26 protein-coding genes, 1 tRNA gene and 1 other annotated feature are annotated in these 19,279 nt (G+C 36.4%); of the genes, 26 read left to right on the top strand and 1 reads right to left on the bottom strand.

What is annotated here, in order from left to right; all coding sequences use genetic code 11:
- Positions 1–7: 7 nt before the first annotated feature.
- The 14 genes from GYM71_RS06315 (at position 8) to GYM71_RS06250 (ending at position 7,966) form a co-directional block, all read left to right on the top strand.
- Positions 8–193, top strand: coding sequence for a hypothetical protein (locus tag GYM71_RS06315; RefSeq protein ID WP_220219852.1), 186 nt, complete (start codon positions 8–10; stop codon positions 191–193).
- A complete protein-coding gene (locus GYM71_RS06310) occupies positions 162–2,141 on the top strand; it encodes a phage upper tail fiber protein (RefSeq protein WP_220219851.1) in 1,980 nt (659 codons plus the stop codon). The genes GYM71_RS06315 and GYM71_RS06310 overlap by 32 nt, the downstream gene beginning before the upstream one ends.
- Positions 2,138–3,226: a hypothetical protein gene (locus GYM71_RS06305; RefSeq protein WP_220219850.1), complete on the top strand. Its 1,089-nt coding sequence runs from the start codon at positions 2,138–2,140 to the stop codon at positions 3,224–3,226. Before GYM71_RS06310 ends, GYM71_RS06305 begins: the two co-directional genes overlap by 4 nt.
- Before the next feature lie 3 nt (positions 3,227–3,229).
- Positions 3,230–3,667: a hypothetical protein gene (locus tag GYM71_RS06300; RefSeq protein WP_220219849.1), complete on the top strand. Its 438-nt coding sequence runs from the start codon at positions 3,230–3,232 to the stop codon at positions 3,665–3,667.
- Positions 3,660–3,812 (top strand): XkdX family protein, encoded by a 153-nt coding sequence (locus GYM71_RS06295; protein WP_220219848.1) that lies wholly within the window; start codon positions 3,660–3,662, stop codon positions 3,810–3,812. The genes GYM71_RS06300 and GYM71_RS06295 overlap by 8 nt, the downstream gene beginning before the upstream one ends.
- Positions 3,793–4,176 (top strand): hypothetical protein, encoded by a 384-nt coding sequence (locus tag GYM71_RS06290; RefSeq protein ID WP_220219847.1) that lies wholly within the window; start codon positions 3,793–3,795, stop codon positions 4,174–4,176. The genes GYM71_RS06295 and GYM71_RS06290 overlap by 20 nt, the downstream gene beginning before the upstream one ends.
- A gap of 12 nt (positions 4,177–4,188) precedes the next feature.
- Complete coding sequence (locus tag GYM71_RS06285; protein WP_220219846.1) at positions 4,189–4,398, top strand: hypothetical protein; 210 nt, start codon at positions 4,189–4,191, stop codon at positions 4,396–4,398.
- Between the two features lie 26 nt (positions 4,399–4,424).
- Positions 4,425–4,835, top strand: a complete 411-nt coding sequence (locus GYM71_RS06280; protein ID WP_220219845.1) for a phage holin, LLH family — start codon at positions 4,425–4,427, stop codon at positions 4,833–4,835.
- Positions 4,828–5,883, top strand: a complete 1,056-nt coding sequence (locus GYM71_RS06275; RefSeq protein WP_220219844.1) for a GH25 family lysozyme — start codon at positions 4,828–4,830, stop codon at positions 5,881–5,883. The genes GYM71_RS06280 and GYM71_RS06275 overlap by 8 nt, the downstream gene beginning before the upstream one ends.
- 117 nt (positions 5,884–6,000) lie before the next feature.
- Positions 6,001–6,378, top strand: a complete 378-nt coding sequence (locus GYM71_RS06270) for a hypothetical protein (RefSeq protein ID WP_220219843.1) — start codon at positions 6,001–6,003, stop codon at positions 6,376–6,378.
- Positions 6,379–6,629: 251 nt separating this feature from the next.
- Complete coding sequence (locus GYM71_RS06265; RefSeq protein ID WP_220219842.1) at positions 6,630–7,067, top strand: hypothetical protein; 438 nt, start codon at positions 6,630–6,632, stop codon at positions 7,065–7,067.
- Positions 7,067–7,255 (top strand): hypothetical protein, encoded by a 189-nt coding sequence (locus tag GYM71_RS06260; protein ID WP_220219841.1) that lies wholly within the window; start codon positions 7,067–7,069, stop codon positions 7,253–7,255. The genes GYM71_RS06265 and GYM71_RS06260 overlap by 1 nt, the downstream gene beginning before the upstream one ends.
- 67 nt (positions 7,256–7,322) lie before the next feature.
- A complete protein-coding gene (locus GYM71_RS06255) occupies positions 7,323–7,682 on the top strand; it encodes a hypothetical protein (RefSeq protein WP_220219840.1) in 360 nt (119 codons plus the stop codon).
- Complete coding sequence (locus GYM71_RS06250; RefSeq protein WP_220219839.1) at positions 7,679–7,966, top strand: hypothetical protein; 288 nt, start codon at positions 7,679–7,681, stop codon at positions 7,964–7,966. The genes GYM71_RS06255 and GYM71_RS06250 overlap by 4 nt, the downstream gene beginning before the upstream one ends.
- A gap of 145 nt (positions 7,967–8,111) precedes the next feature.
- Here GYM71_RS06250 and GYM71_RS06245 read toward each other — a convergent pair.
- Positions 8,112–8,185: transfer RNA gene (locus GYM71_RS06245), tRNA-Arg, on the bottom strand.
- A gap of 876 nt (positions 8,186–9,061) precedes the next feature.
- On the opposite strand from GYM71_RS06245, the gene GYM71_RS06240 reads away from it, so the two are divergent.
- From GYM71_RS06240 to GYM71_RS06185, 12 genes are all read left to right on the top strand, one after another.
- Positions 9,062–10,816, top strand: a complete 1,755-nt coding sequence (locus GYM71_RS06240) for a DUF2207 domain-containing protein (protein WP_220219838.1) — start codon at positions 9,062–9,064, stop codon at positions 10,814–10,816.
- Positions 10,817–10,921: 105 nt separating this feature from the next.
- The gene (locus tag GYM71_RS06235; RefSeq protein ID WP_220219837.1) at positions 10,922–12,247 is read left to right on the top strand and encodes a DUF2325 domain-containing protein; all 1,326 of its coding nucleotides are present in this window, start codon (positions 10,922–10,924) and stop codon (positions 12,245–12,247) included.
- A 158-nt stretch (positions 12,248–12,405) separates the two neighbouring features.
- Positions 12,406–13,245 (top strand): YitT family protein, encoded by an 840-nt coding sequence (locus tag GYM71_RS06230; RefSeq protein ID WP_103751823.1) that lies wholly within the window; start codon positions 12,406–12,408, stop codon positions 13,243–13,245.
- A gap of 84 nt (positions 13,246–13,329) precedes the next feature.
- Positions 13,330–13,410, top strand: a sequence feature (ribosomal protein L21 leader region).
- A gap of 15 nt (positions 13,411–13,425) precedes the next feature.
- Positions 13,426–13,740 (top strand): 50S ribosomal protein L21, encoded by a 315-nt coding sequence (rplU, locus tag GYM71_RS06225; protein ID WP_103751822.1) that lies wholly within the window; start codon positions 13,426–13,428, stop codon positions 13,738–13,740.
- 14 nt (positions 13,741–13,754) lie between these two features.
- Positions 13,755–14,048: a 50S ribosomal protein L27 gene (gene rpmA, locus GYM71_RS06220; protein WP_046307181.1), complete on the top strand. Its 294-nt coding sequence runs from the start codon at positions 13,755–13,757 to the stop codon at positions 14,046–14,048.
- A 145-nt stretch (positions 14,049–14,193) separates the two neighbouring features.
- Positions 14,194–15,303: a M24 family metallopeptidase gene (locus GYM71_RS06215; RefSeq protein ID WP_220219836.1), complete on the top strand. Its 1,110-nt coding sequence runs from the start codon at positions 14,194–14,196 to the stop codon at positions 15,301–15,303.
- A 71-nt stretch (positions 15,304–15,374) separates the two neighbouring features.
- Positions 15,375–15,944 (top strand): elongation factor P, encoded by a 570-nt coding sequence (gene efp, locus GYM71_RS06210; RefSeq protein ID WP_103751820.1) that lies wholly within the window; start codon positions 15,375–15,377, stop codon positions 15,942–15,944.
- A gap of 24 nt (positions 15,945–15,968) precedes the next feature.
- Complete coding sequence (locus GYM71_RS06205) at positions 15,969–16,424, top strand: Asp23/Gls24 family envelope stress response protein (RefSeq protein WP_220219835.1); 456 nt, start codon at positions 15,969–15,971, stop codon at positions 16,422–16,424.
- On the top strand, positions 16,402–16,800 hold the full coding sequence (nusB, locus tag GYM71_RS06200) for a transcription antitermination factor NusB (protein WP_103751818.1): 399 nt from the start codon (positions 16,402–16,404) through the stop codon (positions 16,798–16,800). The genes GYM71_RS06205 and nusB overlap by 23 nt, the downstream gene beginning before the upstream one ends.
- 48 nt (positions 16,801–16,848) lie before the next feature.
- Entirely contained in the window at positions 16,849–17,697 is an 849-nt protein-coding gene (locus GYM71_RS06195; protein ID WP_220219834.1) for a tetrahydrofolate dehydrogenase/cyclohydrolase catalytic domain-containing protein, read from the top strand.
- Positions 17,687–19,054 carry an exodeoxyribonuclease VII large subunit gene (xseA, locus tag GYM71_RS06190; RefSeq protein WP_220219833.1) on the top strand — a complete coding sequence of 456 codons (1,368 nt, stop codon included), beginning with the start codon at positions 17,687–17,689 and terminating at the stop codon, positions 19,052–19,054. The genes GYM71_RS06195 and xseA overlap by 11 nt, the downstream gene beginning before the upstream one ends.
- Positions 19,035–19,277, top strand: coding sequence for an exodeoxyribonuclease VII small subunit (locus GYM71_RS06185; protein WP_103751815.1), 243 nt, complete (start codon positions 19,035–19,037; stop codon positions 19,275–19,277). The genes xseA and GYM71_RS06185 overlap by 20 nt, the downstream gene beginning before the upstream one ends.
- Positions 19,278–19,279 lie beyond the last annotated feature (2 nt).

The raw sequence follows: 19,279 nt of genomic DNA, 5'->3' as shown, positions 1-19,279 counted from the left end.
TGAAAAAATGGATCAATTAAGTAAGTTGGCCAGTAATATGGCCGTACAGATTGGCAATTTAAATTTAGAATTGTCAAAAGTACAAGCGGAAAATGCGCAATTGCAAGAGCGTAATGCTCAGTTGCAAGAAACAATTAACACATTAAGAAAGGAGGCAAAACATGAGTCTAGCGCTGATCACACTGCCAACTAATAAGTCAATCAGCACGGTTAGCGACCATGTCCGGAAAATTGGTCAGGGTGAAAAAGGGCAAAAATTAGATGTAATCGTAACCGATGCTAATGGCAGTGGTTACGATTTAACTGATAGAATAATTACATTTTCGGAAAATAAAGAGAGCGGTAAGATCGTTAGTGATAACGAAGCCGCTCATTTTAATGTAACAGATCAAAAAGCCGGCAGATTTACATACACTTTGGCTGATGCAGTCTATGCCGCTAGTGGTATTGCCTGGTTTGATATTAGTTCAAAAGATGGCGATGTGATTGACACAACCAAGAGTTTTAATATCGATGTTATCCAGGACGAAACTATCCACGTCAACAACGATAACTATGTATCTTCGCTGACGGCTTTAGAAACGCACTACAAAGCCGTTATTCAGAAAACCGAAGATGATAGGGATGCACTTTTTAAGAAATGGCAAGCTGACATAGACCAACTGATTAAAAATGGCAATACAAACATTCAGACTGTAATTGACAATGCTAATCAATTAATTAATAGTTGGAAGAGCGAACTATCTAATACTCAACAGGCGTTGGAAAAGTTACAGAATGATTGGAAAAATCAGACTGCACATATTAATGCTGATTATGATGCACAAAAGAAAGCCATACAATCAGCCGCAGATAATCAACTGTCTGCCAATAAGACAGCCAGTGACAAAGCTATTGCTCAAATTAATGCTGACAAACAGGCAGCAATTAAGCAGGCTAATACTGATTTTCAAGCGAAGTTGGCAAGCATTCAGTCTGATTACAATGCATGGAAAGCTAACGCTACTACTGATTTTCAAAAACAGTTGGATAAACTTGCGGCCGAATTGAAAAATGATGAAGATGCTCAGGCTAAGCTGCAACAGGCAATTGATGCAGCTAATAAAGCCATTGCCAATATTAACAATGTTGATTTTACTAAGTACGCAAAAAAAGAAGATTTAGAAAAAATTCATACATTGGAAAATCCAATACCAGTTAGTTCGGATACCAATCCTGATACGCTATGCGATCCTGGAATTTATTACAGCGAAAACGGGTTTAATTTTGGTAGTAAGGCTCCGGCTGAATATTGGCAGGGAAAAAGTTATCTAATAGTATTCCATGGAGATAGACCTGATAGGTCGTACAATTATTTTCAGCAATTTTTATTCCAAAGCACTAAAGATACATACAACATCTGGTGCCGTGGGGGATACCAGTACTATAGCGATTCTTACTACACGTTTGAATTTCAGAATCTAAAAGACGTTTACGGCAAACTAAAGCAGATTAGCATTAACGGTGGCGACCCAATTAACCCAGACGATAATGGATTGGCTAAACTGAACATACCACAACCTGATTTATCAGGGTTAGAGACTAAAGCAGATGCTAAAACTGCACATGACACTTTAACAGCAGATATTGCTAAACGGATTTTGTCTGTTAACGATGTTACAGCTGATAAAGATGGCAAGGTGGTATTGCCTGATTTTAATCATCCAACAAAAATTTTTAAAGATTCTAAAGTTGATCCGAACACACTAACCACTACAGGTATCTACGAGCTGAAAAACTCTGATTTGCAAATTAGCTTAGACAGCTTACCAGGATTTACACAGACAAACGCAACATACGGTTACATTCTGGTTGTTAACAACGCCGCACTTGATAACACATTCCAGGTAATCATCTGCCGGCAGATGCATGACTTCATTTTAGATTATAGATATATTAATAAGACTTATAATGACTACCCTAAATTTAATCGCGTTATTAATACGCAAGATTTAAGTAACGTGCAAAATCAGATGACTGAAATTAAACAGTCAATGATGAGGTCGTGGACAGGTACATTAACGCAATATCAGGCATTAACTAGTTACGACCCAATGACAATTTACTTTATTGTTTCAGACTATGAGGTGGTGGTTAAATGACGCTATCAAATATATTTTTTGGCAAGAAAGTTGTTCAGCAAGCGTATCTTAACAATGCTTTAATTTATCAGTCTAAAGGCTGGGAGACATTGCCTAGCACGTGTACAGAAGTGTGGACAAAAGACTATGATATATCATCTAGTTTAGGTGAATTAGTTAGTGATTTGGATAACAATCTTTATGGCTTAAACATTAACAGCTTATATAAATTTGACTCAAATGGTTCAATTTTATGGCAAAAGAAACTTGAAGAGTTTAAAAAAAGTGATGAACATAATTGTTCATTTTATTATTTGAAGTTTAACAATGATCTTTTTTTTGCAAAAGGTAATGATAATTCTAAATGGTTTATTTATGAACTCGATAGAGATGGTTTAATTAAAAATGAATATAGTATTTATGATATATACCCTTGTTCTTGGTCAAAAATAAGTAGCTTTGTAATTGACGACAAATATATATATGTATCAGGATATACAATTAATGGCAATTATGAAATTTATAATAATTATTTACTGAAAATTGATAGAATTACAAAAAAGCTTGTGCAAAAAACAACTGTGTTCATTGCAAATAATACCTTAATAAGCGTTGATAAATATTTGTATGCTGAAGAAAGTAGGGCATTTAATACTGGTGTTTTAAGAAGGTTTGATAAAGACGATATATCAAATTCATCCATTATTGACGATTTAAATAACGCAGATATAGATAATCATATAACATCTATTACTTCAGATGAATTGGGAAATATTATATATAAAACTCGTAATAATGGAACATATAAATATTCTACTAAGGACAAAACAAAAATTAAATTACCGATATATATTAGCAATGAAAATAACTCCATGTGTGTTGATTATCAGCAGAACCTATATGTAATTGAATATATTAGTCCCAGTAAAACTACTAATTTGTTAAAGATTAGCTCCGATAATACATTGATTTATAAAATTCCTATTAAGGATGCGACAAGTCCTATTCTTACTGTTGATTACCAAGGAAATATCTATTATAAGTGGGACACCTCTGACCAAAATCACATTAAAAAACTAATTAATATCGAAAAGAAAGGAAATTAAACAATGGCAGAATGGCAAGATGATTTAAAAGAACAAGAAAAATTAGTAGATGAAACAGGCTACTTCAAACAGATTGTTTACGTTTCAAATGATCAATTTGATTGTTTGCCTATTCCAATTCCAGCAAAACTAAATGCTGATTTTGCATTTCCTTTTGTTGCAGAGGAACCTAAAGGTATGAACAATCCAAAATATGATTGGACAAAACACGTGTGGGTTGACCAGGATGCAGCAAGTACCAGCGTTCGTTTAACGAATGCTGAAAAAGCAATTCAAACGGCTCAAGAGCAGGCTACATCAGCAACTAATGAAAACAAGGATTTAAAAAATAGCTTAGATGATATTGCTAAAAATCAGACTGAGCAATCTAAACAGATGGCTCAGATGTTGCAATTGTTAGCGCCTGCTGTTGCTAAAAATGGAGGTAATACTAATGCTTAATATTTTCAAAAATTTAGCAATGCAATTTTATAATACAGGTTGGTATGACAAAGCAATTATTGCATCATTTGTTCAAGTTGGAGCCTTAACGGCTGACGATTTTCAAGAGATTACGGGTGATAAATATGCTACGCAAAATGCTTAATAATGTTAGCAATAACTTCGAGCAAGCGTTAGCAAGCGTTGCTGTTATTGCAATTGGGTTATCCCTCTGGATTGATCGCGATTACTTCTTCTGGCCACCTGAACTAACCAGTACCATGAATGATCAAAGGATTGATATTGTAATTCTATTATTAGGTTTTTGCCTTTTGGTATCAGCCGTGACTGGCAATAAAAGTAAATTTTGGCAGCACGCATTATTAATTTTGTGTGGTGCAGTTATTTTTACTCTAGCATTAACGCAATTATGGCATGCCTTTTTAGGCGGACAAATGCGGATGGCACATACCGTTATTGGCGATTTTGTTATTTTTTGTTTAATTGTGAGAGCAGCATACAAGAGTTAGGAGGGTGGTCACTTGCATGATTTAATCAATTTGCTACAAGTGATCGGCGGCTTTGTTGGTGCATTTGCAACAGCACTTGCCGTTACCCACAAATCCAATAAAGCAGATTACGAAGCAATTATAAAAGAGTTAACAGCAGAGAGGGATGAGTTTAAAAAGGATTACTACAAGCAAAAAGAAAAAACTGAAAAACTTGAAGAAGAATTGAGAAAGCGCCAATAGGCGTTATTTTTTTGGAGGAAAATATAATGAGCGTTAAAGAAATTTTTGATATGGTCTATGCATTGCTAATTGTTATTGCAATCATTGCTTACAGTGTGGTTAAGCTGTATGGTTTAAAACATGAAATCAAAAATAAGTGGATTGCACAGATCCCAGACTTAGCAGCCGGTTTTGTTCATGAAGCTGAAACTACTGGTAGCAATGGTACCGCAAAGATGGATATTGTAATAACTAGCGTATGCAATATTTTGCGAAATTCAGGCGTAAAAATCACACCTGATATTGAGTCTGCAATTAAGGCTTTTGCCGAGAAAGAAGTGGCCAAAATTAATGCTACTAAGCCGGCTATCGACCACAGTGATGAGGCTCAATCCGTTGATGACTTTGACGAAAACAAAGTGATCGACAACGTTAAAGGCTCTGATAGCAATGCTTAATGTGATTGATGTCTCCAATAATAACGGCGGTCTTAATGTGGCCAATGTTAAAGCTGATGGCGTTATAGCAAAAGCAACAGAGAACAATAATTTCACTGATGGCCTAATGCCGCTATTCATGAGTCAGGCAAAAAACTCTGGAAAACTGACAGGGCTCTACCACTTTGCTCGGCCAGGTAACTGGCAGGTACAAGCAGATTATTTTTTAAGAACTGCCAAGCCATATCTAAAACATTCAATTATTGTGCTTGATTATGAAAGTACTGTGGTAACTTATGGTGGCGTGCAGTGGGCACTTAATTGGCTTGATTATGTCTACAAGAAAACTAGTATCAAACCAATGATTTATTTGGGATTAGCTGACGAAAATTATTACAATTGGTCACCAGTGGCTAAAAAATACAGTGTTTGGATAGCTCAGTATAACGACATGGCGCCGCATTATGGCTTTAGCCCACGTGCTTTATACGGTAAAGTGTGCCATTGGAATAAGATGTCAATGTTTCAATACACGGCAAATGGCCGTCTAAATGGTTACAATGGACCACTTGATTTAGATGTATATTACGGTAATAAAAATGACTGGGATAAGCACAAAAACAACGATAAAGGAGTTGACAATAACTTAATGGATTGGAAAATTAAAGTACCCGTTACTGCGTATGGTGGGTTTCTAGTTACCAAAAAGAAAGGTGCCACACTATGGGCTGAACCTAATAACGATAAGAAATTAGGCATGCTAGATTACAATAAGACTATCGAGATTACTGGTTATGAAAAAGGTTTTTATAAAACTAAAAAAGGCTATATTGACCCTCGAACCGGGGTAGTTAAGCGCAATCCGCTATTAGACAATCCTGATATTCATTCAGTAATTGAAGTGGTCGGCAATGCTAAAGGCCACGCTGAAGCAGATGGGCCGGTTACCGGTCGTAAATTTGCCAAGGGTTCACGTTATAAAGCCTATAAATTGCGCAAAGGCTATTTACTAATTGGCGCTGGCGTTGATAAATGGATTAATGGTGCAAAAGTAAAAATTATTTTGTAAAACAATATTATTAACTATCTTTTTTCTAAAATAAATAAGCCACTCTGGACATTAGTCTGGGGTGGCTTATTTTTTGTGCTATAATAAATACAAACTAGTGTTTGTAGAGGGATAAAAATGCGAAAAAAATATAATCAGAAGGAATTCGATCAGATTCTCGACAATTTTTTTAAAACTTATCAAGACCGGGGTATGAAAAAGTGGCAAGGCTTAATGCTAAGTGATCACACTGCTGCTATTAATCGAGATAACCAACAGAGAGCAGTTGTCTATTGTAAGAAGCCTACTATGACAGAAGAGCAGGCTAGTGAGCTACTGATAACAGCCTACGCTAACCACCGTCAAGTGGCAGTGCAGTTGAAAGAACTAGATGTAGAAGGTCACATTCAGCCAGATATCGTTGGTTTCGTTGAAGGATATCACATCGATGAGATCATGATATCTGGCAACTGGGTGGATCTGAGTAATATAAATAATGTCGATATGATAGAATAGATTTTGGAAAGATGATTCTTTCCGAACTTCCTTTTTATATGGTATAAAAATCGCCTTTGGAAAATCCTAGGCGGTTTATTTTTTGCAATAAAAAAGCCCCAACTTGGGAGCGTATAAAGTAAAAGAGTTGCGAAAGAACTCTAAACAATAATAACTTTTTTTAACTTTTTTAGCAAATTTAGTTGACAATACACATACGTAGGTGTATTATATAAACATAAAGTAAAAGAGTTAAGAAAGGACTTATTAAAATGATTACAGAAGGTTACAAATTTAGAATTAAGGACATGAAGATGAAGAAGTCAACGATGTTCCGCGCAGCTCATAAACTTGCTAAAAGCATTGTTGACAAAACTGAGAACTACCGCATGGCAATGAGCTATGCTTTAAAGTTAATTTGGAAGATGGCTAAGGACTATCGTGTTAGGGTAACCGACAGTAACATTAGACATATGACGTATGAGCTAACCCACAAGCCATACACGGGCCCTAAATACAAAGATGGAGTCCCAGATTGGATCATTGATCAACACTTTGACGAACAGGAAAAGACAGCAATTTGGAACAATAGCTTTAATTCACGTGTTAAAAAAGAAACAGAAAAAGCTGTATTAATCCAATTCGATACTGATTACGGTTGTCTATTTACATGGTGCCCAAAATCTGTCTATAAAGGAGAATTAATTTAATGGCAAAATTAAGTGAAGCCAAAAAGAGAGCTAATAAAAAGTGGAATGAAAAAAATAGGGCAAGAATGACATATATTAGACGTCGTTCTGATTCTAAAAATTTTATTTTGAAGTTTGCGACTGAGGAAGATTTAGAAAAAACCCTAGAATATGTCAATCAGAGAAAAAAATATTTAAAAAATAGTTGACAATACACATACGTAGGTGTATTATAAAAGTATAAAGTAAAAGAGTTAAAGAAAGGACTTATTAAAAATGAGAGTTACAGAAATTGCAAAAAATGGACAAGCTACTATTATTTACAAATCAGCCGATGAGTTAACCAATGAAGAACGTGAGATGTTAATCTTACCTAGCAATATGGAGATGGAAGATTACGCTGATTTTCAAGTAAGATACAACCGTAAAGGTCAATTACTAGGCGTTAAGGGCAATGCCTTCTCAGAAGCTAAAAATGAGTCAATCAAGGAAGAAAGTGCTAAACCAGATGCTTTAGATGCTTGTCAATTACTGTTTGGCAATTGCCACAGTAAAGCCTACCGTATTGCTAAGAATAAGGCAGGAGCAACTTCAGCAGAAATTACTACTGCTAGAAAGATCGTGGCTAGTAAATGAACTATTCGTTTGATGCAAGTAAGCTAATTGATGAACTATCAGCTGACATTGCCGAAGATGGCAATGTTGACGTCTGGGGCTACTGGATTGTTATGGATAATAACCAGGAGATTTACTTCGATTATTATCCGCTCGACGATCCAGAGCTTGAAAACGAGCCAGATTACAAATCTGTTTCTGATTTTGACAAAAAAGTATTTGAAACTTACCCAAATTTCTTGAGAAAGAAAATTAAAGCCAAGGATTTATTAGAAATCTTTAAGGCTGAAAATGAAACAATATAAAAAATAGCTCTAGCTTAATTGCTAGGGCTATTTCTATGTTAGCCAAAATGTTAGCCAACTTTAAAACTGATAAATATCAATAAAAATTAAATTGTTGATATAACGGTATTTACAATTAATAAAAATCGGTAAAAACCATTTATAATGATCCGGGTGAGATTCGAACTCACGACCCACGGTTTAGAAGACCGTTGCTCTATCCAGCTGAGCTACCAGACCATCTCTTTGTTTCTCGCAAAGAACATAAGTTATTATAGAGAAAAGTTTTGCTAATTGCAACAAGAAATTTCACTTTATCTTGACTTAAAGACTTTCTTCATTTTTTCATCACAAGTTATTTAATTTAATTAGCACGAAAATAAGATGACAAATTTACTTTAATTACTATATCAATTTAATTATATTATCTGTATAATTGTGCTTGATTAAAATTTAATTAGTGAGATAAATTATGAAGCACCTAATCTTAAAGCGATTATCATTATCCAGTACGCTGACTAACAATTACGGCTTATTTTGTTTAATCAAAAAGATAGCTAGCTATAATTGCGCTGGTAATTGCGCCAGAGTTTCCGACCGCCAAAGCCTGAATACTGGTCGAAAAACATTATCAATTACCGCAAGATGGAATAAGGCGGCTAAGAGACAAGCTCGTACAGTGAGCAAATTAAACAATTATCAGAAGCAAGATCGCCATAATTTGTGTTTTACTTTTTTGAGAAAAAGAGCACCTTTTTATTCCGAACAGCTGAAGGAAAACTTTAGTTTATTTTGCATTCTGCAGGCTGCTTTTGGCGGATTTTTCAGAACCTGTGATAGCTAAATTGCTGGCACTACCTTTTAGATCAGCATTGGGATCGATTAAAATAAGGAGTCCGGCCTGAGTACCGCACTTTTCATGGTCAAATTTAGCATGACTAAAACTGGTAAGTGTTTTTAGCCGCCATTAAAAACACTTAACCTAAAACCAGTATTAACAAGCAGAATTTGTACGATAGCTTTATCATTCGATTATCCAAAATCGAGCAAAATGGGCATTTTACTCAAAATCCCAAGTCAAAATGTTAATCAATTTAAATAAAGGTAGAAAAAAAGATGAAACACAAGCTTTATAGGCTAATATCACTTATTGGCGTGCTTATCTTTTGCTTAGCTTCGGCGCAAAAAGTAAAAGCTGAGGTTAGTTACAACATTAAAGACAATGAGGTCACTTCAAAGGTAAACTCCGATGGATCGATATCATTGAAACGCAAAATCGTTTATGAATTTCATTCGAATGCTAATGGGGTCTTTTATAGGCAAAATCTTAATCAAAATCAGAAAATTAAACATCTAAAGGTAACCACGCAAACAAATGATGGACCGGTCAATAAGTACCCGCAAACTGAAGTAAGTAAGACAGACAAAGGGTATTTGTTCACTGTTAGGCAATCCGTCTCCCAGAAAAATGAGCGCTTAACAGTAACCTACTTTTACCGGATAACCAATGCTATTACTAATTATCGGGATGTTGCTGAACTTAATTTTATGATTATTGGTAATGGCTGGAATACTAAATTAGAAAATGTTAAGGCTAGCATTATTTTTCCAGGCCCTGTAAAAGATCTGCAAGCATGGTCGCATGGACCACTGGAAAACGTTACTAAAGTCGATCCTGAAAAAGGTCGCATAATTGTCACTGCTAAAGATCTCGCAGGTAGTACAGGAATTAGGATCCGGACGATTTTTCCAACTAGTGTGACTGCTAAAAATAAAAATGTCGAAAAGGTAAATCGCCGACAAGCGATTATTAAGCAAGAACAAAAGCTTGCCAATGAGAACAAGCAAAAAGAAAACCGTAATCTGTTTATTAGTATTGGGTTAATTTTAGTCAGTTTAGTAACGGGAATTTTTGCTATTATCAAGGGCTTTTCTGCTAAAAAGGTGGGCTTTAAGCCTGCTAAAATCAGGAACTTAGCTCATGGTTATGAAATACCTACTGCTGATCCAGTAATAGCTCAAATCATTGATACAACTAAACGTCCTAATAGTAAAGCCTTTACTGCTTACTTGCTGGAGCTAGCAAAGCAGAAGAGGATTAAAATTGAAGAGGACCAGAAAGGGCTTAAAGCGCATTATCGAATCTCTGCAATTGATCAAAAAGTTTGCGATGAAAATGATTTACTTAAGTTTTTATTTTACCATGTGGGAGATGGTGAGAGTTTTACGACCAAGCAGATTAAGAAAGCCCGCGGTAAAAAACTAGGGCGTCAATTTGATGCTTGGGCCGAAGGACAATTTTGTTCATCTGCAAAAAATCGCTACATGCCAAATGATTTGCTTGACCAAAATAAAAAAAGTAATAGAACCATTGTTGCTGCTAGATTAGTTAGTTTAATAGCTGCTGCTATCTCAGTATTCTTTGTGCGGAGATTCTTCTGGATGGTACTTATTGGTGAAGCATTAATTTTCATAATTAGTTGGTTTAGTATGTTCAAAAACAAACGGCAAACTAATCTCTATTCGGAAGAAGGCGTTGTTGAGGCCGAAAAGGTACGCAGTTTCAAGAAAATGTTGAAAGATATCGGTCGCTTTGACGTGAAAGATATCGGCGATCTGACGATTTGGGAAGATATTTTGCCTTACGCAGTTTCGTTTGGTTTAGCTAAGAAGGTTTTGCAAAAGCTCAAACTTGAATTTGGGCAAGAAGACTTAGCTAAGAATAATTTCTATGACTATAGTTTTATTACGAACTTTAATTCTTGCTTTATTAAAGGAATTGCTGCTGGTTCAACTAGTGTAAGAAATGGTGGTTTTGGTTCTAATTCATCCGGAGGCTTTGGCGGAGGTTCCGGTGGTGGAGCATTTTAGTGTAAAAGATAATCAGAACGTGGATACGAAAGGCCCAGCTTTGTGCTGGCCTTTTTTAATTGTTATACTTAACCATACTTAAAAGAAACAAAGAAGTTGAGAAAAATGTTTGACTATCGAAATAATTTAAAGCAAATCTTGGCTAAAACAAGTGGTGATGACCAGAGTTTGCGAAATAGTCTGGCGGCAATTAAGCTGATTATCGGGATGACTGAAAATGAAAAAGACGCTGCTCCAAGTGAGGCAAAGAATGCCGATTCTGAGAAGCAGCAACTAGAAAGTCTATTTTCGAGTCTTGCAGAATTATTACTTTCTCCAGGCAATTCAAAAGCAAAAAAGACGGCACTAGCAGCAATTCACCATCTGATGTTTATTCAAGGAAATACGCCATCGTTTCGTCAGAGCGTTAACAAGCTTGAACAGGCAGTACGTTCGTCTAAAACGACTAAAGAGACGATTAATAAAAAGGTATTTGAAAAAGCCTTGGAGAAAAAGCCAGCACCTAAACGTGATTATCGTAAAGGCAAGCGTTATACCGTGATTCGGCTTTTGTCAGGTTGTGATCTGATTAATGACAGCAATCGGCGGGTATTTACACTCAAAGAGTCCCAAATACATGCTTTGAATTTAAAGAGTGGGGATATTGTTGAGGCATTACCTGAGCAAAATAATTCGAATTATGAAGCAGAAATCTTGCGGGTGGTCGGTTACCACCAACTCCCCAGTATGGAAGTTGATCAGATATCAACTTTTAAATATGGGGTTGTTCAAGGAAGACCGGGGCACTATTCAGTTAGTCGCAATATTAAAGGACAAAAATTGCGCATTCGCGGTAAAAGTATTCTTTTGCCGGTTGACGCCAGCAAGTTTTCTGAAGGTAATGTCCCATTGCTTGATGGTTCAATAGTCGATTTGGCTTGGTATGATGGGGATGTTCGGATTAAAAAAGATCCATCGGAGGCAATTAAAATTAGGTGGATATATGAGGTTGATCCACCGCAAACTACCAGCAAGATCAAAAAGAGAAAGGTTAAGTCCGATAAGACAGAGGAAGAATTAGCTCGACTAGACCTAGATTTACACTATGAACGCGTAGGAATAGCAATTGGAGACAATCAGAATGAAGCTATTCTTGAAGGAATTGTCAAAAGTTACCATGGAATTCCATTTGCAATTGATGCCTTTCAGGGAAAAAAGAAGGTCATTGAAAATCAAATTAAAGATTTAGATATTGTTATCCTAGTAACGGCATTTGCAGCCCATGATAGTACTTGGAACATTAGGGAATTTGCCAGTAAATATCATGTTAAATTTGCTGTTAGTTCGAGCAAAGGATTCCAGTCCTTTGAACGAGCACTATACCGTGCGGAAAAGGGCTTACCTGCTTACGAAGGTAATCAAACGATTGAATACCAAAAGCTTGAACAGTAAAGCATATTTAGCAAACTTTATGGAAACTTAATTAAAAATTATAATAATAAAGATCTGTTTAAATCAAGTGCCAAAAAACGTCGTTTTTAGCATATTTCTTGGCTAAATAGATCTTTTTTTGTATAATTAAATACTATATTTTATGAAAGGAAGATGAGATGGGAAACATAAAACATAAACATACGTGGCAATACTGGCTGTTCTTTTTAGCTGGGTTAGAAATAATTACGATTGCAATCAACTTCTTTTATGCGCCAATTAATGTTGCGGCTGGAGGTTCTACCGGTATTTCAATTTTAGTAGATGCAGTGTGGGGAATTAACCGCTCTTTAACCGTCTTTATTGTAAACTTGCTTATGCTGGTTCTAGCAGTCATTTTCCTTGGTAAAGAAACTTTAAAAAAAGTAGCTCTGGGTAGCATGCTTTTGCCAATACTAATGGCAATTACTCCAAGTTTTAAGTTGACTTCGAATAATATGCTAGCTGTTATATACGGTGGTGTTTTAATGGGAATTGGCGTTTCAATGTTATACCGCATTAATGCCTCTTCAGGAGGAACGACAATTCCACCATTGATTATTAAGAAATATTTCTATATTGATCCGGCCATGTCATTGATGGCAATTGATATGACCATTATTGTTTTGAATCTTTTTGTTGATGGTACAGAAGCATTCTTGCTGGCAGCTTTTTCACAAGTTATTACTACGATTACAATGCGCTATACTGAAACCGGTTTTGATAAAAAATATCAGGTTCGCATTATGAGTAATAGTAAATTAGATGAAATTCGTGACATGTTGCAGGAAGATTATGATGGCTTAACGGTTTTTAATGTTGTCGGAGGTTATACTGACAAGGATAAACAGCAATTAGTAATAGTCGTTGATACTAATGAATATGGGCAATTAGTAGCTAAAGCACGCGAAATCGACAATGAAGCATTTATCGTCACTGAAAATATTGCTAAAGTTCATGGTGGTAAGTGGCAAATCTAATCTAAATTAGCGAAATAAGATTGATTTATATTGCTAAATTGCTCTTAGAGTAGTAATATGAAATAGTTGTATGTGTGGAGACCTTCACATCTGCAACCGCACATTTTGAGGTAAGAAGTCTTTTACTAAAAGAAAGCACCTCAATTGGCGAGTCTAAGTATTTTTTTTGGAGGGCAGTAAATGTACGCAATTATTAAAACCGGTGGTAAGCAATATAAAGTTGCTGAAGGCGATAGTGTTTTTGTAGAAAAGCTTGACGTTGAAGAAGGTAAGGAAGTTACTTTTGATCAAGTAATTTTAACTTCTGATGGTAGCGACGTTAAAGTTGGTGCTCCACTTGTTAAGGGTGCCAAAGTAGTTGCTAAAGTTGAGAAACAAGGTAAGGAAAAGAAAGTTGTAACTTTCAAGTACAAGCCTAAGAAGCACTCACATTCAAAATATGGTCACCGTCAACCTTATACTAAGGTTACAGTTGAAAAGATTGAATTAAGCTAGAGGTGAAAGAGATAATGAATATTTTAAATCTTAAATTATTTGCCCACCACAAGGGTGGAGGTTCTACTGCTAACGGTCGTGACTCAGCTGGTCGTCGTTTAGGCGCTAAAGCTGCTGATGGTCAAACTATCCATGCTGGAACGATTATTTATCGTCAACGTGGTACTAAGATTCACCCAGGCAAGAACGTTGGTCAAGGTGGAGACGATACATTATTTGCATTAGTAAATGGTGTAGTTAAATTTGAACGTAAGGATAAATACAGAAAGCAAGTTTCTGTTATCCCAGTTGAAGAAGAAGCTAAGTAATTTAGTTCTTAATAAGAAGACGAAAAGCATGTGCTTCTCGTCTTTTTTCTGTTTTTAAATTGATAATATTTAATTTAATTAGCTAGTTATCTATCAGGCTTTCGCGGTAAAATTAGTTCAAGTATTTAGGTAAGGAGTACTAGCAATGACTGAGCAAGACGAATTATTAACTCTGTTAAATAGACGTATTGATGAAGTAACAAAATTAGTAAAAGAGCAAAATGCTGATGCAATCTTGATTTTCAATCAGGCTAATTACCGTTATTTGACGAATTTTACTGGTGAAGAAGCACAATTGATTTTAACCGCCCAAGGCGACCGAATCTTATTATCTGATTCCCGCTTTGCTGATCAGATTAAGTTCGAAGCTCCTGGCGAATTAAAAGTCATTATGAAAAAAGCTAATCAGGATGAAGAAATTAGCAACCAGCTAAAAGCTCTAAATTTAAATAAGGTCTTAATTGAAGGCGAATTTGTTTCAGCAATTGAATTTGCGCATCTTCAAGAATTGAATCCGCAAATTGAGTTTGCGACTTGCGAAGAACTGGTAGAACGAGTTCGCAATGTTAAAGATGACCTTGAACTTGACGCTTTACGTCATGCAATTGACGTATCGATGGACAGTTTTAACGGTATTCTGCCTTTAATCAAACCTGGTGCAGTTGAACGCAATATTGGAGCTAAGCTCGATTATCTGTTTAAAATCAATGGTGGCGATGGTCCCAGCTTTGATACGATTATTGCGTCTGGTGTCCGCTCTGCTTGGGCCCATGGTGTTGCCAGTGATAAAATGATCGAAGATGGTGACATGGTCGTAATTGATTTTGGTGCGTTTTACCATGGCTATGCGGCTGACATCACTAGAACAGTTGCAGTGGGTAAGGTTGACCATGAAATGTATCGAATTTATGAAATTGTTCATGAAGCTCAACGACGTGGTATAGCAGCTGCGGTAGCTGGTAATTACGGCAAAGATGTTGATCAAGCTGCAAGAGATTATATTAATGAGCAAGGATATGGCCAATATTTTGGTCACGGAATCGGTCATGGCATTGGCTTAGAAATACACGAACTGTGTCAGCCTGCGCTACCATTTGGAAAGCAAAAATTAGTTAATAATATGGTTCACACCGTAGAACCAGGAATTTATTTGCCTAATAAAGGTGGCGTTCGCATTGAGGATGACATCCTTGTTCATGACCAAACACCAGAAACATTATCAACTTTGCCCAAAGATGAATTAATTTCTTTATAAAGTTAAATATTATTGATAGTAAAATCATTCATGAATTGGTAAGATATTATTATGGAGATGAGGTACTTAATATGACAATGATTTCAGTTAACGAATTTAAGAATGGCCTAACCATTAAGTATAATAACGACTTATGGCGGATTGTTGAATTTCAACATGTTAAACCTGGTAAGGGTAGTGCTTTCGTTCGTTCAAAGCTTAAGAGTTTGAATACCGGTGCTGTTCAGGAATATACATTCCGGTCAACTGCAAAAGTTGAAACTGCAGAAATTGAAACTAAGGGAATGCAATACCTGTACAATGATGGTTCAAGCTATGTTTTCATGGATACGACAACTTATGATCAGTTGGCTATTCCGAATGATCAAATTACTGACGAAGCAAAATATTTAAAAGAAAATATGGATGTCAGTGTCATTATGCATGAAGGCAAAACTTTAGGAATCCAATTGCCAAACACCGTTGAATTGACGGTTGCAAAGACTGAGCCGAACATTAAAGGCGACACCTCTTCTGGTGGTGGTAAGCCTGCTACAATGGAAACTGGCCTTGTTGTAAATGTCCCATTCTTTATTAATGAAGGTGACGTTTTAGTTATCAATACAGTCGATGGTAGTTACGTATCTCGTGCAAACAAATAAGTAGTTTTTTTGAGGTAAAACAAAATGGCAGATAGTTCAAAAATTGTCTTAAATGATAAAAATAACGGTGAAGAAATCGAAATTGATCCTAGTGTTCTCGAAGTTATCATGGGCATTGCTGCCGAAAAAGTTGACGGTGTTGCCGAAATGCATGGTAACGTTAGATCTGGGATTAACTGGGTTTTAGGTCGTGAAGATCGTCGCCGTGGGATCGAAATCAGAGTCAATGATGAGGGCGATTTGATTGCTGATGTTTATGTTAGCTTTGAAGCTGGTTGTAACGTACCTAAAATTGCCAAGGAGCTTCAAAAGTCGTTAAAGAGTCAGGTTCTTCAAATGACTGATTTAACCCTTAAAGAAATTAACGTTCATGTTATCGGCTTGGTATTTCCAGAAGAAGAACAGGATGATAGTGGAACTTCTCAACTGTTCTCTGACATTGATGAAAAGGGTAAAAATGAATCAACACAAGAGTCGTAGAGTTGCAATGCAAGCAGTATATTTAGCTAATCAAGAGCCTAAATATACTCCTGCCGAAGTTGAAGCTAAAACTGTTGCGATGCTTGATCTGAAAGAACTTTCTGCTTATTCAAAAACTATTATTGAAGGCGTAATTGAAAAGCGGGATGAATTAAAAGGCCAACTTGCTGCTTACTTAAAGAAAAATTGGCGAATTGACCGAATTAACCAAATTTCACTTGCAATTTTGGAAGTTAGTTTATACGAGATTAAGTACAGTGATGAAATAGAGCCTAAAGCGGCAGTAAATGAAGCTTTAAACTTATGTGATGAATTTGCCGATCCTAAAACAAAGCCATTTATTAACGGTATTTTGGCAAACTTTATCAAAAAATAACTAATAGTCGGCTAGAGGCCGGCTATTTTTTTAGAAAAGGAATTTGTAGTGGGACAATTGCTGGATGGAAAGTTGCTGGCGCAAAAACGTGCTGGTAAACTTAAAGAAAAAGTAAAGGATTTAAAAAAACGCGGGCTAAATCCTCTTTTTTGTGTAATTAATATTGGTGATGATCCCAGTAGTCAGCTTTACTTGAAAACCAAGAAAAAAAGGGCTGCGGAAGTTGGAATTGAGCAACAAGTGTATCAACTTGCACAAAATGAAACCCAGAATAACTTATTAACTTTAATTGATCGCTTAAATCAAGATGAAAAAGTTTGCGGAATCATGATTCAGTTACCTGTTCCAGATCAAATTAATCTTAATGAAGCATTAGAGCACATCAGTCCAAGTAAAGATGTTGATTGTCTCACACCAAGTAATGTCGGCCGTCTATGGCGGGGAGATCATTTTGTTGAACCGGCAACTGCTCACGGAATTTTGGCTTTACTTGATTACTATCAGATTGATCTGCGTGGACAAAATGTTGTAATTATTGGCCGTAGTAGTATTGTTGGTAAGCCACTTGCTGCATTAATGCTTGAGCGTGATGCCACAGTATCAATTTTACATACGAAAACGAAACATCTTGATGAATACACCAGAAAAGCTGATATTTTAGTTTCTGCCGCTGGTCAAGCAGGTCTGATTACAGCAGATATGGTAAAAGATGATGCCGTCGTAATCGATGTTGGCATCAACCGGCAAAATGGAAAAACAATTGGTGATGTTGATTTTGCAGGGGTTTTGCCAAAAGCAAAATACATTACACCGGTCCCAGGTGGAATCGGACCATTGACCGTTGAATCATTAATGGAACAGGTAGTCGCATTGACAAGGAGGAAAAATGGAAGATAGCAAATATCTTACCGTTACGGATTTAAATTATTACATTACGCAAAAGTTTAAAAATGATCCGTATTTGCATAAGGTTTTTCTTCAAGGTGAACTTTCTAACTTTCGTTACAGACGGAATTCACACCAATATTTTTCTTTAAAAGATGAAAAATCAAAAATCAATGTTGTTATGTTTCGTTCTTATTTTGATAAGGTGAAGTTTAAGCCTGAAGAGGGAATGAAAGTTTATATCACTGGGTATGTCAATGTTTATGGCCCTCAAGGGACATATCAGTTCTATGCTGAAGCAATGGAACCAGCTGGACTAGGGGCTTTGTATGAGCAGTTGCAGCAATTGCAAAAGAAATTAGCCCAGGAAGGTTTATTTGCTCAAGAGCATAAGCGACCGCTCCCACGGTTTCCTGATCATATTGCTGTTGTTACTAGTGCCTCTGGTGCAGTTATTCATGATATCTTAGTAACTGCTAATCGCCGCTTTCCTCATGCACAAGTGGATCTGTTTCCTGCACAGGTACAGGGTGACCGAGCAGCAGATTCCTTAGTAAGCGCAATGAAGCAAATCGCTAATTATGGTGATAAATATGATGTCATGATAATTGGTCGGGGTGGTGGTTCCTTAGAGGATCTCTGGCCTTTTAACGAAGAAGCCGTCGTTAGGCAAGTTTACGACATGAAAATGCCAGTTATTTCTTCAGTTGGTCACGAAACTGATACAACTCTCTGTGATCTTGTAGCTGATGCACGTGCTGCCACTCCAACTGCAGCTGCAGAATATGCAACACCTAATTTAACCGATGAATTAGCCAATATTCATCAGTTGCAAAGTAGTATGCTTTCTAGTATGCAAAATGTTATTCGTGTTCGGCGCGATGCTTTGAATCGGATCAATCATTCTGTTATTATGCGCGAACCGGCTAGATTGTACGATGAACAAGCACAAACTTTGGATCTTTTACGTGATCGACTTCAACGTAATATGACACATCTGCTTGAGAGAAATAGGCAAAGCTATCAATTAAGTACCCAAAAATTATTTGCGCAGAATCCGGCTAAAAGAATTGAGCAGATATTACAGCAAGAGAATTTTTACTATCAAAAATTAAATGCTAATATGCGCAACTTGTTACGCGAAAAACGGCATCAGCTTGCTCAACTCGGGCAACAACTTGATGATTACAGCCCACTTAAAACACTTGAGCGTGGTTATGTGTATGTAACTGACACTGCAGCCAAAACTGTGGGTTCAATTGAACAAGTCAATGTAAAAGATGAAGTGAATCTTCATTTTAAAGATGGCCAAGCAAAAGCAATTGTAAAAACAACTAGGAGAAATGACAATGACAACCAAGAAAAATAATTTTGAAGAAGAACTGACGCAATTACAAAAAATTGTCAATAACCTTGAAAATGGTAATGTTCCTTTGGAAGACGCTCTTGATGAATTTCAAGCTGGCGTTAAGTTAAGTCGTGATTTAAATAAGCGCTTGACTGAGGCGGAAGAAACTGTCGCTAAGTTAATTGATAGTGATGGCACAGAGCATAAACTTGACCCTAATAATGCTGCAGCACCGGAAGAATAATA

Source organism: Lactobacillus panisapium (assembly GCF_019469265.1).
GTDB lineage: Bacteria > Bacillota > Bacilli > Lactobacillales > Lactobacillaceae > Lactobacillus > Lactobacillus panisapium.
Note: the sequence above shows the minus strand (reverse complement) of the source record. Positions and strands in the feature narration are given on the sequence as shown.